This is a genomic window from Streptomyces sp. NPDC060205, assembly GCF_042728395.1.
In the GTDB taxonomy this organism is placed as follows: Bacteria; Actinomycetota; Actinomycetes; order Streptomycetales; family Streptomycetaceae; genus Streptomyces.
In genome coordinates this window covers 1-12,747 of the sequence record NZ_JBHWZP010000277.1, presented here as the reverse complement: position 1 = coordinate 12,747, position 12,747 = coordinate 1, and the positions used below count along the sequence as shown (strand labels likewise).

The 12,747-nt window shown below is 72.0% G+C and carries 12 protein-coding genes and 1 riboswitch; of the genes, 8 read left to right on the top strand and 4 right to left on the bottom strand.

Going from position 1 to position 12,747, the window contains the following annotated elements:
* Positions 1-140 precede the first annotated feature (140 nt).
* Positions 141-257: riboswitch (SAM riboswitch) on the top strand.
* Between the two features lie 177 nt (positions 258-434).
* Entirely contained in the window at positions 435-1,814 is a 1,380-nt protein-coding gene (locus tag ACFWGJ_RS33975; RefSeq protein WP_387332318.1) for an aminotransferase class V-fold PLP-dependent enzyme, read from the top strand.
* 116 nt (positions 1,815-1,930) lie between these two features.
* Here ACFWGJ_RS33975 and ACFWGJ_RS33970 read toward each other — a convergent pair whose 3' ends face one another.
* A complete protein-coding gene (locus ACFWGJ_RS33970) occupies positions 1,931-2,212 on the bottom strand; it encodes an Lrp/AsnC family transcriptional regulator (RefSeq protein ID WP_107017436.1) in 282 nt (93 codons plus the stop codon).
* On the bottom strand, positions 2,209-2,958 hold the full coding sequence (locus ACFWGJ_RS33965) for a rhomboid family intramembrane serine protease (protein ID WP_387332316.1): 750 nt from the start codon (positions 2,956-2,958) through the stop codon (positions 2,209-2,211). The genes ACFWGJ_RS33970 and ACFWGJ_RS33965 overlap by 4 nt, the downstream gene beginning before the upstream one ends.
* 157 nt (positions 2,959-3,115) lie before the next feature.
* Here ACFWGJ_RS33965 and ACFWGJ_RS33960 point away from each other — a divergent pair, with 157 nt between their 5' ends.
* The 6 genes from ACFWGJ_RS33960 (at position 3,116) to ACFWGJ_RS33935 (ending at position 9,017) form a co-directional block, all read left to right on the top strand.
* Positions 3,116-3,355, top strand: coding sequence for a hypothetical protein (locus ACFWGJ_RS33960; RefSeq protein ID WP_107017438.1), 240 nt, complete (start codon positions 3,116-3,118; stop codon positions 3,353-3,355).
* 35 nt (positions 3,356-3,390) lie between these two features.
* Entirely contained in the window at positions 3,391-4,740 is a 1,350-nt protein-coding gene (locus tag ACFWGJ_RS33955; protein WP_387332314.1) for an NYN domain-containing protein, read from the top strand.
* Positions 4,741-5,093: 353 nt separating this feature from the next.
* Positions 5,094-6,125, top strand: a complete 1,032-nt coding sequence (locus tag ACFWGJ_RS33950; protein ID WP_387332313.1) for a C40 family peptidase — start codon at positions 5,094-5,096, stop codon at positions 6,123-6,125.
* Positions 6,126-6,351: 226 nt separating this feature from the next.
* A complete protein-coding gene (locus ACFWGJ_RS33945; protein WP_387332311.1) occupies positions 6,352-7,362 on the top strand; it encodes an NlpC/P60 family protein in 1,011 nt (336 codons plus the stop codon).
* 32 nt (positions 7,363-7,394) lie between these two features.
* Positions 7,395-8,636, top strand: a complete 1,242-nt coding sequence (locus ACFWGJ_RS33940) for a hypothetical protein (RefSeq protein ID WP_387332310.1) — start codon at positions 7,395-7,397, stop codon at positions 8,634-8,636.
* Between the two features lie 108 nt (positions 8,637-8,744).
* On the top strand, positions 8,745-9,017 hold the full coding sequence (locus ACFWGJ_RS33935) for a DUF3253 domain-containing protein (protein WP_387332308.1): 273 nt from the start codon (positions 8,745-8,747) through the stop codon (positions 9,015-9,017).
* Positions 9,018-9,056: 39 nt separating this feature from the next.
* Here the strand turns inward: ACFWGJ_RS33935 and ACFWGJ_RS33930 are convergent, their stop codons facing one another.
* A complete protein-coding gene (locus tag ACFWGJ_RS33930; RefSeq protein ID WP_387332306.1) occupies positions 9,057-10,001 on the bottom strand; it encodes a LysR family transcriptional regulator in 945 nt (314 codons plus the stop codon).
* A gap of 52 nt (positions 10,002-10,053) precedes the next feature.
* A complete protein-coding gene (locus tag ACFWGJ_RS33925) occupies positions 10,054-11,301 on the bottom strand; it encodes a glycosyltransferase 87 family protein (RefSeq protein WP_387332304.1) in 1,248 nt (415 codons plus the stop codon).
* Between the two features lie 155 nt (positions 11,302-11,456).
* Here ACFWGJ_RS33925 and ACFWGJ_RS33920 point away from each other — a divergent pair, with 155 nt between their 5' ends.
* Positions 11,457-12,599 carry a glycosyltransferase family 4 protein gene (locus ACFWGJ_RS33920; protein ID WP_387332320.1) on the top strand — a complete coding sequence of 381 codons (1,143 nt, stop codon included), beginning with the start codon at positions 11,457-11,459 and terminating at the stop codon, positions 12,597-12,599.
* Positions 12,600-12,747: the final 148 nt, after the last annotated feature.

Below are 12,747 nucleotides of genomic sequence, written 5' to 3'. Positions count from 1 at the left end.
CCCCTAGGTACCCAGGGGCGCGGGGAACTGCGCAGCGGGGGGTTGGGGGCGGAGCCCCCAGGGGGTGACCGGCATATGCAGCGTCCCGGTATGCGGACAGTGGTGTTGCGCCGGAGTGATCGTGTGGCAAGATGCTGGCAGGTCATGAGTGACAGTCAACAGGCCCCGGCCGACTGTCCGGCAACCCTCCGTCCGTGGCGGGGTGCCCCGGGTGAAGACCAGGTCGTAGGCAGTGAGGTCTACGGCAAGCGCGGACCCCTCGCCGCTCGTCAGGGCGGATGCACCAGGGGTCCTGGTCGTTCGAGGGAGCCTTTCATGAGCAAGCGAATGCGATAGGGCGCAGAGCCCCACTTCCGCGTACCCCCTTCACCTTTCCCGTGCTGAGCCCTGTCCGCTCGCACGGTGATGTCGCCTGCCTCTCACAGGAGCTCGCCATGTCTGTCTCCACCGCTGCCGCCGACCGGACCGCCCACTGTGACACCGACACCTCGGCATCGCTGCCCGTGCTGGGCCGGGACGTCACCGTTCCGCTCGTGACGGGCGGCGAGGTCACCTACGCGGCCCTCGACTACGCCGCCAGCGCCCCCGCCCTCCAGCGGGTCTGGGACGACGTGGCCGCGTACGCCCCCTACTACGGCAGCGTGCACCGCGGGGCCGGATATCTGTCCCAGCTCTCCACGGATCTCTTCGAGAACGCCCGCCGGACCGTCGCGGAGTTCCTCGACTGCCGCGCCGACGACGAGGTGGTCTTCACCCGGTCCACCACCGACTCGCTGAACCTCCTCGCCGCCGCTCTGCCCGCCGACTGCCAGGTCTTCGTCTTCGAGACCGAGCACCACGCCTCACTGCTGCCGTGGCAGGACGCCCGCGTCACCTACCTCAACGCCCCGCGCACCCCGGGCGAGGCCGTCGCGACGCTGGAGAAGGCACTGGCCGGCCGCGACCCGTACGGCCCGGCGCTCGTGTGCGTGACCGGCGCCTCGAACGTCACCGGCGAACTGTGGCCCGTACGCGAACTGGCCGCCGCCGCGCACGCCCACGGCGCCCGGATCGTGCTCGACGCGGCCCAGCTCGCGCCCCACCACCCCGTCTCCGTACAGGAGTTGGACGTGGACTGGGTCGCCTTCTCCGGCCACAAGCTGTACGCGCCCTTCGGCTCCGGCGTGCTCGCGGGACGCTTCGACTGGCTGCGCGAGGCCGACCCGTACCTGGCCGGCGGCGGTGCCTCGAAGAAGGTGTCACGGCGTACGGACGGCGGTGTGGACGTCGAGTGGCACGAGAGCGCCGCACGGCACGAGGCCGGGTCGCCCAACGTCATCGGCGCCTACTCCATCGCCTCCGCCTGCAAGGCCCTCACCGAGGCCGGCTTCGACACGCTGGTCGCCCGTGAGCAGCAGCTCGTCGCCCGGGTCCGCCAAGGCCTCGCCGAGGTGCCCGAGGTCCGGGTGCTCTCGCTCTTCGGCGACGACGCCCCGCGCGTCGGCGTCATCTCGTTCGTCGTCGAGGGCTGGAACAGCTCGCACTTCGCCGCCGCGCTCTCCGCCGAGTACGGCATCGGCGTCCGCGACGGCCTCTTCTGCGCCCACCCGCTGGTCCGTACGCTCCTCGGCAGCGACCCGCAGTCCCAGGGCGAGTGCGGTGCCCCCGAGGCGGCCCCCGGTGAGAAGTCCCTGAACGCCATCCGCGTCAGCTTCGGAGTCGGCACCCCCGACGAGCACGTCGACCGCTTCGTGGCAGCGGTCAAGGAGCTCGTCGCGAACGGCGCGAGCTGGAACTACCGCACGGAGAACGGCCGCTGCGTGCCGGCTGCCTGACGGGCCGCGCCCCTGAAGGATTGCGCCGTTCCCCGCGCCCCTGGGGTGCCTCGGATCGTACGTGGCGTGCGGGTGCGGGGGGTTGCTCGCGCAGTTCCCCGCGCCCCTGACCGGGGCTAGTTGTCGCCGCCGATGGCGAACGCCGCCTCCAGGTCGTGCTGCGAGTACGTCCGGAACGCCACATGCGTGTCCGTCCCCTCGACCCCCGGAATCTTGCTGATCATGCCGGGGATGACGTCCGCGAGATCGTCATGGGCCTTCACCCGGACCATGGCGATCAAGTCGTACGTCCCGGTCACGGAGAACACCTCGCTGACGCTGTCCAGCGCCGCGATCGACTCGGCGATCTCGGGAATCCGGTCCACGCTGGTCTTGATGAGCACGATCGCGGTGATCACGGCTGGTTTTCTCCCTCGGTGGCCGTCGCTGGGGATTTCACTCTAGCCGGACGCCCGTACCGCACCCACGCGTAGAGGAACCCGGCGGAGAAGCCCAGCAGATGCGCCAGATAGGCGACCCCCGGGCCCTGTGAGGCGCGCCCCGCGGCCAGCCACTGCAGGGAGACCCAGAACGGCAGCACCACCCACGCGGGAAAGCGCAGCGGCAGGAAGAAGAGGAACGGGAAGAGACTGGTCACGCGGGCTTTGGGGAACAGGTACAGAAACGCGCCGAGGACCGCGGAGATCGCCCCCGACGCGCCGACGAGGGTCTGCGCCGAATCGGCGTGGGCGCCCGCGTAGCCCAGCAGGGCGAGGTAGCCGCAGCCCAGGTAGAAGAGGGCGAACTCGACGTGGCCCATCCTCTCCTCGGCCATCGCCCCGAAGACGTAGAGGAAGAGCATGTTCCCCAGCAGATGCAGCCAGCTGCCGTGCACGAACAGCGCGGTGGCCGGGGTGCCGAGGGCCCGCGGCGTCCCCTGGAACAGTTCGACGGGCACCACGCCCCACCGTTCGAAATAGGCCCGCTGCGCGGAAAGGAGCTCGTCACCGGTGCCGTACGAGGGACTGAGCCCCGAGGCCGGGCCGATCACGAAGAGCGCGCAGCACAGCGCGATCAGTCCGTAGGTCACCGGAGCGGGGTGGCTCCGGATCGCCCTGACCGTTCTGGCCGTCCTGTTGCCGGGGGCACCCCAGTTGCCGAGCATGAACAGAGCATGACGTAACGGGACCGAACAGCACAGAGCGCCTCGCCGCTCCCGGTGGACGGGCGTCGAGTACCCGCCAGGCCGTAGGGTTACGAGCCACACGCTCCGGGGAATCCGGTGCGGCACGAGGACTTACGGAAAGAGAGCGACTGCCACGATGACGGTTCCCCTCCCGACGGCCGAGACCCGGTGGCGCTGCACGCTCTGCGGCAACCTCACGCGATTCGACGTGACCCGCTCGTCCAAGGTCGTCGAGTACGTACATCTGGACCTGGCCGGGGAACCCAAGGTCGAGGAGCGCAACGTGGTCAGTGAGACCATCGACTCCGTGCGCTGCCGGTGGTGCAACGCGGTGGATCAGGTGGAACTGGTGGACAGGCCGGGCGCCCGCTCCTGACAGGAGCGGGCCCCGCACGGACGATGGGGTGAAGGATGGTGGAGACCACAGGCGGTGAGCCGGACGACGGCGACGCCGAGGTGCTCGACCGTCCGCTGCCCGACGGGGTGCGCCGCAGGGTCGTACAGATCGTGTCGGACGGGTTCGGCGGGCTGACCGTGGCCGAACTGCCCACACAACTGCGGCAGTACGCCCGGTTCGCCCCCAATCGCCGTGCCAAGTTCGCGGGAACCGCGATGGCGGCGGCCATGGAGACCGACCCGCTGTTCAGACAGCGCATCGCCGAGAAACTCAGAGACGCCCAGCCCGAGCTGGCCGGCGCTCTCGACTCGGGTTCGCCGCCCCCGGCCGCGGACCCGCTGGACGTGGCGGCCGCGGCCTATGTGCTGCGCCCCGCGGGCTGGGTCAAGCTGGTGACCGCCGCCGGCGAGGAGGCCCTGCGGGCGGACGCCGAGCGTGCCGACGAGGAGAGCCGCGTCGAGCTGGAGCGGCTGCGCGAGGAGCTGGCCGAGGCCCGTGGGCAGACCCGCGCCGAGACGGAGCGGCTGCGCGCCGAACTCGACGCGGCGAAGAAGGAAGCGGAATCGCTTCACCGCAAGCTGCGCGGGGCCTTGAGCGACGTCAAACGGGGTGAGGCGGCCCTGCGCAAGCTGCGCGGCGAGATGGAGGCCGTGCGTGGCGAGGGGCAGGCCCAGGTGTCCGCCGCCGAGAGCGAGAGCCGGCGGCTGAAACAGCGGCTCGGTGAGGTCGAGGGCTCGCTCGAAGCCACCCGCCGCGCGGCGCGCGAGGGGCGCAGTGTCGAGGACATGCGCGTGCGGCTGCTCCTGGACACCGTGCTCGAAGCGACGCAGGGGCTGCGGCGTGAACTCGCCCTGCCGCCGGTGTCGGTGCGGCCGGCGGAGACCGTCGACGCGGTCGAACCGGGCCGGATGACCCCGAAGGACATCGCGGCCCGTGCGCTGTCCGACAGCGATCCCGCCGTCCTCGACCAGTTGCTCGCGCTGCCGCAGGCACATCTGGTCGTCGACGGGTACAACGTCACCAAGACGGGCTATCCGCAGATGCCGCTGGAGAAGCAGCGGCTGCGGCTGCTCGGTCAGCTCTCGCAGCTCGCCGCGCAGACCGGCGCCGAGGTCACCTGTGTCTTCGACGGGGCCGAGCTGGCCGCGCCGGTGCTGCTCGCCCCACCGCGCGGAGTGCGGGTGCTGTTCTCCAAGCCGGGCGTCACCGCGGACGAACTGATCCGCCAGCTGGTGCGCGCCGAACCCCCGGGGCGGCCCGTCATCGTCGTCTCCACGGACCGCGAGGTGGCCGACGGCGTGGCGAGCGCGGGCGCCCGTCCGGTGGCCTCCGTGGTGCTTCTCAAACGCCTTTCGAGGGGTTGAGACAGGCCCTTCGTGGGCACCCTCGCGCCTTCGGCGATCCGCGGTAGCCGTTCTGTCCCGTACGCCCCATAGATCTCTGACGCACCAAGAGCAACGCATGGTCGTCTTGCCCGACTTGGCGAAACCTTCACGCAACGTAGGGTCAAGAGAGCGTTACTGCACGTGAGTTGATTGTAAAGAATGCGATCGGTGACCGAGATTTTTCCGGGGAGGATTTGAACTGATCACAGGTGGTCACTAGGGTCAGGCGTCGAACCTCCGCTCGGGTGATCACTCATTGGGAGTGACGGTGGAGGGGCACCGCCAACCGGCGTCTTCGGTGGGCGGCTGAGGTAATGAAGGAGCTCGCCTCCGTGGCGTCCCACCGTCGACCGAAGCAGCCGAGCCGCACCCGTGTGACCGTGCTCACCACCGCCGCCGCTGCCGCCGTTGCTCTCAGCTCGCAGGCCGCCAACGCCGCGCCCAGCGAGAAGCCCAGCAAGGACGAGGTCAAGGCCAAGGTCGACGCGCTCTACGAAGAGTCCGCGCTGGCCACGGACCGGGCCAACGGCGCCGAGGAGAAGCAGGAGAAGCTGGAGAAGGAGATCGACACCCTCCAGGACCAGGTCGCCCGCGGCCAGGACGATCTCAACTCCATGCGTGACGGCCTCGGTCTGATGGCCAGCTCCCAGTACCGCACGGGCGCCGTCGACCCCTCCGTGCAGCTGTTCCTCTCCTCGGACCCGGACGACTACCTCGACAAGGCGTCCGCCATCGACCAGTTGAGCGCCCAGCAGGTCGAGGCGCTGAAGAAGGTCCAGGACAAGCAGCGGGTCCTCGCTCAGCAGCGGCAGGAAGCGGCCGGCAAGCTCAAGGAGCTCTCCGACACCCGCAAGACCCTGGCCAAGAAGAAGAAGGAAGTCCAGGAGAAGCTCGCCAAGGCGCGCCAGCTCCTCAACACCCTCACGGCCGCGGAGCAGGCGGCCATCAAGACCGCCGACACGCGCGCCAGCCGTGACGCCGGTGACCGTGTCGAGCTCGGCAACGAGGCGCCCGCCTCCGAGCGCGGTGCCGCCGCCCTCGCCGCCGCGAAGACCCAGATGGGCAAGCCGTACGTGTCCGGTGGCAGCGGCCCCAACTCGTACGACTGCTCCGGTCTGACGCAGTGGGCGTACAACCAGGCCGGCCAGTCCATATCCCGGACCACCTACACGCAGCAGAACGACGGCACGAAGATCGGCATGAGCGCGCTCAAGCCCGGCGACCTGGTCTTCTTCAACAACCTCGCGCACGTCGGCCTGTACGCCGGCAACGGCGTGGTCCTGCACGCGCCGAAGCCCGGCGCCGTCGTCCGGCTTGAGTCGATGAGCACGATCGGCTCCTTCCAGTTCGGTGTCCGCGTCTGATCCCAGCGCCTCGGGATCCTCCCGCAGGCAGGTCGCCACGCCGCCCGAACGGGCGAATTCCGGTGACGCCCGCTGACCCCACGCCCCGCCCATGACCTGCGTCTGAGGCGGGGCGTCGCGTTGTGTACACGTATGGGTCTTTGGCCACCGCGTAGTCGCACGACTACTGTCTGGCGCGTTTCCCCCAACTCCGGGGGTCCGTCAGCGGAAGGGAGTGCGGCTTCCTGTGGGGTCCCATCGCCGCCTTGCACCGTCCGGCTTCGACCGGGGCGCCCGAGGCGCCACCCTGTGCGTACTGACCGTCGCGGCCGCGGCCCTCGGCGTCCTGCCGGCCGGTGCCGCGCCGCAGGACGACAACCGCGCGGAGGTGGACCGCCTGTACGAGGAGGCGGAGCACGCCACCGAGTCGTACAACAAGGCCGACGAGCGCGCCGATCTCCTGCACGACGAGGTGGACAAGGCGCAGGACCGGATCGCCCGGCAGCAGGACCGCATCAACACCATGCGGGACGCGCTCGGTTCGCTCGCCGGGGCCCAGTACCGCTCCGGCGGCCTCGACCCCTCGCTGGCGCTGATGTTCGCCGACGACCCCGACGAGTACCTGGACAAGGCCGCCGCGCTCGACCGGATCAGCGCCCGCCAGGCCGGGGAACTGAAGGAACTGCAGACCGCCATGCGCGACCTCGCGCAGGAACGTGCGGAGACGACGAGCAAGCTCTCCGAACTGGACCGCAGCCGCGAGGCCGTCGCCCGGCACAAACGCACCGTCGAACGGAAACTGTCCAAGGCGCGGCAGCTGCTCAACTCGATGCCGGACGCCGACCGCGCGGCCTACGACCGGGCCTCACGCTCCGGCCGGGCCCCCGACCTCACCGGCGCCGTCCCGTCCTCGGGGCGCGCGGCAGCCGCCGTCGCCGCGGCCCGCTCCGCGGTCGGCCGCCCGTACATCTGGGGCGCCAACGGGCCGTCCGGCTTCGACTGTTCGGGCCTCACCCAGTGGTCGTACGCGCAGGCCGGCGTCGGTCTGCCGCGCACCTCGCAGGCCCAGGCGCACGCCGGCCGGCAGGTGCCGCTCTCCCAGGCGCAGCCCGGTGACATCGTCACCTACCGGGACGACGCCAGCCACGTCGGGATGTACGTGGGCAACGGCCAGGTGGTCCACGCGCCCTACCCGGGCGCCGCGGTGCGCTACGACCCGGTGGGCATGATGCCCGTCTCCGCCGTGACGCGCCCCTGACCCCTCGCACCCCGCGCCGTACGATCAGGATCGTGGCTGGTCGTGGACGTGCGCCGAAGAGGGTCATGGGGCTGTTGCTGGCGGGCCTGACGGGTCTGGCGGGGCTGACGGGTCTGGTCGGCTGCGGCGGCTCCGCAGGGACCGACGCCGCGTCCGCGGAGGTACGCCAGGTGCTGGACCGGCGGGCGGCGGCGGTGCGCGACGGCAGCGAGAGGGCCTTCGTGGCGACGGCCCCGCCCGGCTCCGTCGCCGCCGCCGAACGGGCCGGGGCGCGCACGCAGTTCAGGAACCTGCGGGCGGTCCCGCTGACCGACTGGTCGTACCGCGTGACCGGCTTCCACCGCTCGGGCGACCGCGCCACGGCCGACGCGGAGCTGCGCTACCGCATCGACGGCTACGACCGGGCGCCCGTCGTCACCCCGCGCACGCTGAGCCTCGTCCGCGCCGGGGGCCGCTGGTACGTGAGTGCCGACCGGCCCGCGGGCGACGCGAGCCGGCAACTGTGGGAGCAGGGGCCCGTGGTGGCCGTACGCGGCGAGCACAGCCTCGTCCTGGGGGTCGGGCAGTCCCGAGGCACGCTGCGCGGTTACGCGGGCCTTGCCGACCGCGCGGTGCCCGCGGTGCGGCAGGCGTGGGGCGGGACATGGCCGGGGCAGGTCGTCGTCCTCGTACCGAAGTCGCTGGAGGGCATGGCGGAGCTGCTGGGGGCGCCCGCGTCCGGGTACCGGGGGATCGCCGCGGTCACCACGGGCGAGGCGGGAGGTTCCCAGAAGGCGCCCGCCGACCGGATCATCGTGAACCCGGACGCGTACGGGGTGCTGGGGTCCTTCGGCCGGCAGGTCGTGCTCACGCACGAGACGACCCATGTCGCGACCCGCGCCTCGACCTCGGCGGCGACCCCGCTGTGGCTGTCCGAGGGGTACGCGGACTGGGTCGGCTATCTGGGCACCGGCCGCACGGCGGCGCAGGTCGCGCCCGAGCTGACGCGCGCGGTGCTGGACGGACGCGTGCCGGACGCGCTGCCGAAGGACGGGGACTTCGGGTTCGGCGGGGACGCGGCGAAGCTGGCGCGGGCGTACGAGAGCGGGTGGCTGGCCTGCCGGATGATCGCCGAGCGGTGGGGTGAGGTGCGGCTGGGCGAGTTCTACCGGACCGTGGGGGCGCACGAGAAGCGCGCGGGGGCGGTGGAGGAGGGGCTGCGGAAGGTCCTGGACACCTCACCGGAGGACTTCACGGCGCTGTGGCGGACGTATCTGCGGGAGCAGCTCGGGTGAGACCGGGGCTCGGATGACGGGGGCTCGCGTGAGGTCGCAGGGGCCCTCTCCCGGGCGCCGCGCCGTGCCGCGCTGGCCGTGCGGTACGCCCGGTGCGACGCTGGCGGAGTGACGGAGAGCGAACGGCGGACCGGCCGACGCCTGGAGCGGGCCATCCTGGACCTGCTGGAGCGCCGTGCCCCGACCGCGACGATCTGCCCCTCCGACGCCGCGCGGGCGGTGTACACGGGCCACGACGACGGCTGGCGCGCGCTCATGGAACCAGCCCGCCGCGCGGCCGGACGGCTCGTCGAGGCCGGCGAGGTGGAGATCACCCAGGGCGGCCGGGTCGTCGAGCCGGCGAAGGCCCGCGGCCCGATCCGGATCCGCCGCGTCCGCTGAGGTGCCGCGGCGGGCCGGTCCAGGGGGAGGAAGTGACCGTCACCGGTCAAGGGGTCGGGCGTCGGTGGCGGCGCACGCCTCGTGCAGGGCGGTACGGGCGTGCCGGCGCAGCCAGGTGTGGGCGGGGTCGTTGTCGTAGCGCTGGTGCCAGGCCAGATGGACGGGGACCTCGGGCATGGGCAGCGGCAGCGGCCGGACGCACAGGCCCAGGCCCTCCAGCAGCGGACGGCTGATCAGCCGGGGGACCGCGGCGACCAGGTCGTGATGGCGCACGAACTGCAGGGCCGTGGCGGCGGTGGGAGCGGCGGCCACGACCTGACGGCTCAGGCCCTGGGCCTCCAGTACGTCGTCTATGGGGTCGCGCAGCCGTCCCCGGCGGGAGACGGTGATGTGCTCGGCACTCACGTACTCCTCCAGGCCGAGCGGGGCGTCGCCGCCCTCTGCGCCGTCGCACAGCGGGTGGGTGGGGCGCAGGGCCAGGACCAGCCGGTCGTGGCCCACCACCTCGTGACGGATCTCGGGCGAGGAGGGCGCGCTGGCGCCGGCTTCGAGGTCGATGTCTCCCCGGCGCGGGTCGTGGGTGTCCGTGCTGGCCTCCGCCAGGAAACGCAGCCGGACCCCGGGTGCCTCGGCGCGCAGGGAGCGGATCAGGTGCGGGCCGGCCGCCGCGGCGAGCGCGTCGTGCCACTTGAGGATGAAGGTCCGCTCCAGGGCCGCCAGGTCGACGTCCGTGTCGGGGGACAGGACCGTGTGGGCCTGCTGGACCAGCTCGTGCACGGTCGCGCGCAGGGCGAGGGCGCGGGGCGTGGGTGTCATGGTGCGGCCGGTGCGCACCAGGATCTCGTCGCCGGTGGCCCGCCGGATCCGGCCCAGGGTGCGGCTCATCGCGGGCGTGGACACATGCAGGCGGGCGGCGGCGTCCGTCACGCTGCCCTCTTCCAGCAGGGCGTCGAGCGCGGTCAGCAGATTCAGGTCCAGTTGCATGCGGGTGAATTTAGTTGCACTGCAATTGCGTGTGAAGTCAATGACTGTGGCGTCAGGAGGTCAGTGATTCCTCGTCCGCGGGCTCCGCCCGGCTCGGCGCCGGGGCCGGGTCCGCGTACGAGACGGTGTCGCGCCACAGGAGCACCCCCGCCGTGACGGTCGCGGCGACCAGCAGGCCGTTGCGGATCACGAGCAGTTCGATGCCCAGGTCGGTGCTGGCGACGACGTCCGCGAAGAAGACCGGGAACTCCAGGACGGTGAAGAGGCACGCCAGCAGCACCATCACCGCCGGCCACCCCATCCGGCTGCCGCGGAAGAGCAGGCACACGGCGGCCAGACCCACCAGCCACACCAGGTACTGCGGGCTGATGACCCGGCTCGTCGTGGTGAACAGCAGGACCGCCATGAACGCGGCGTCGGCGGCCGTGTGCACCAGGAAGCGGGTCGCGCACAGCCGCCACAGGAGCAGCCAGCCGAAGGCGAGCCCGGTCAGCATCAGCGCCACCGTGCTCACCACGTCGACGTACGGGCCGAGGAATTCCACCGAGCCGTAGTTGAGCAGCACCTGGCCCTCCCAGCCGTGGTGCCGGGCGATGTGGAAGACCAGCGAGCCCAGCGACTCCACCTCGGTCCCGCGGTCGCGCTGGAAGGTCAGGAACGCGAACGCGCCCGGCATCGACACGACGAACACCAGCGCGACGGCCGCCGCGGTCGCAGCCGCCGCACCCCAGGCCTTGCGGCCGGTCGTGCCCACGAGCAGCAGCACCGGCCACACCTTCAGCATCGCGCCGATCGCCGCGAGGACGCCCATCACCTTCGGATGCCGGACGCCCGCGAGGAGCGCGGCCACGGCGACGGCCGTCACCATCACGTCGTAGCGCGAGTACACGGTCGGCCCGAGCAGGGGGACGCCGATCACCCACACCCAGACGCCGCGCACCGACACCGGCGCCGGCCGGTCGGGGCGCAGGGCCGCGTACAGGAGCAGTCCGAAGGCGATCAGGTCCGCGGCGAAGGCGAGGACGAAGAACGCCTGCGTGTAGGCGAGGAAGGGCAGGAGCGCGGGGGAGAGGATCGCGAGCGCGGCGGCCGGCGGGTACTGCCAGGTGACGTCGTTCAGCGGGAAGGTGCCGGTGCGCAGGACCTCGTACCAGTTCTGGTAGGTCACCGAGACGTCGCTCGTGACGTCCGGGCCGGGGAAGACGAACACCTTGAAGACGAAGAGCAGGAGCAGCAGTCTCGTCAGGCCCCAGGCCGCCAGCAGTGCGTACGGGAACCTCGGCCCCCTGGCTGCCGCCATGCCCACCTGCCTCTTCCTGTACGGATCCGCCGTGCCGCTCCGCCGCCGCACTGTGCGGTCATGATCCCCCGGGCGGCTGTGCGAGAGCCGTGAAGCGTGGCCGGGCCGGGCCGCGAAGTACGGGTTCGGTACTGTCGACGGCGATGCGCGAGACCATGCACAAGACCCTGATCGTGACCAACGACTTTCCGCCGAGACCGGGCGGTATCCAGGCCTTCCTGCACAACATGGCGTTGCGCCTGGACCCCGAACGGCTCGTCGTCTACGCCTCCACGTGGAAGCGGGGCCGGGAAGGTGCCGAGGCCACAGCCGCCTTCGACGCCGAACAGCCCTTCGTCATCGTACGCGACCGAACAACCATGCTGCTGCCCACTCCGAGGGTCTCCCGGCGGGCCGTCGGGCTGCTGCGGGAGCACGGCTGCACCTCGGTGTGGTTCGGCGCGGCGGCGCCGCTCGGGCTGCTCGCGCCCGCGCTGCGCAAGGCCGGCGCCGAGCGGCTCGTGGCCACCACGCACGGGCACGAGGCGGGGTGGGCGCAGCTGCCCGCCGCGCGTCAACTCCTCGGCAGGATCGGGGAGTCGACGGACACGATCACGTATCTCGGGGAGTACACCCGGTCGCGGATCGCCACCGCGCTGTCGCCCGAGGCGGCCGGGCGGATGGTGCAACTGCCGCCCGGGGTCGACGAGAAGACCTTCCACCCCGGGTCGGGCGGGGACGCCGTCCGGGCGCGCCTCGGTCTCACCGACCGGCCGGTGGTGGTGTGCGTCTCGCGTCTCGTGCCGCGCAAGGGGCAGGACACGCTGATCCTCGCGATGCCGCGCATCCTGGCGAGCGAGCCGGAGGCCGTGCTGCTGATCGTGGGCGGCGGGCCGTACGAGAAGGAGCTGCGCCGGCTCGCGTACGAGACCGGTGTCGCCGACTCCGTGCGCTTCACCGGGGCGGTGCCCTGGTCCGAACTACCGGCCCACTACGGGGCGGGTGACGTCTTCGCCATGCCCTGCCGGACGCGGCGCGGGGGGCTGGACGTGGAAGGGCTCGGCATCGTCTACCTGGAGGCCTCCGCGACGGGCCTGCCCGTGGTCGCGGGCGACTCCGGGGGAGCGCCGGACGCGGTGCTCGACGGGGAGACGGGGTGGGTGGTGCGGGGTGGCTCCGCGGAGGATGCCGCCGACCGGATCGTCACGCTCCTCGGCGACGCGGAGTTGCGGCGGCGGATGGGGGAGCGGGGGCGGGAGTGGGTCGAGTCCCACTGGCGCTGGGATCTCCTGGCGGAGGGCTTGCGGGGGTTGCTGTAGCGGCGGCAGCCGCTGGCGGTGACCTGCACGCGGGTGGTGGGCGCGCGCCAACGATTTGCGCAGTTCCCCGCGCCCCTGGGAACGCGGCCCCGGTGGTGGGCGCGCCCAAACGATTGCGCAGTTCCCCGCGCCCCTGGGAAGCCGTTTC

What these genes read in the sequence shown, in the direction of transcription:
- ACFWGJ_RS33930 (WP_387332306.1), bottom strand. Translation starts at nt 10,001, where the DNA reads ATGCAACTGGACCTGAATCTGCTGACCGCGCTCGACGCCCTGCTGGAA.
- ACFWGJ_RS33960 (WP_107017438.1), top strand. Translation starts at nt 3,116, where the DNA reads ATGACGGTTCCCCTCCCGACGGCCGAGACCCGGTGGCGCTGCACGCTC.
- ACFWGJ_RS33975 (WP_387332318.1), top strand. Translation starts at nt 435, where the DNA reads ATGTCTGTCTCCACCGCTGCCGCCGACCGGACCGCCCACTGTGACACC.
- ACFWGJ_RS33965 (WP_387332316.1), bottom strand. Translation starts at nt 2,958, where the DNA reads ATGCTCGGCAACTGGGGTGCCCCCGGCAACAGGACGGCCAGAACGGTC.
- ACFWGJ_RS33925 (WP_387332304.1), bottom strand. Translation starts at nt 11,301, where the DNA reads ATGGCGGCAGCCAGGGGGCCGAGGTTCCCGTACGCACTGCTGGCGGCC.
- ACFWGJ_RS33955 (WP_387332314.1), top strand. Translation starts at nt 3,391, where the DNA reads ATGGTGGAGACCACAGGCGGTGAGCCGGACGACGGCGACGCCGAGGTG.
- ACFWGJ_RS33920 (WP_387332320.1), top strand. Translation starts at nt 11,457, where the DNA reads ATGCACAAGACCCTGATCGTGACCAACGACTTTCCGCCGAGACCGGGC.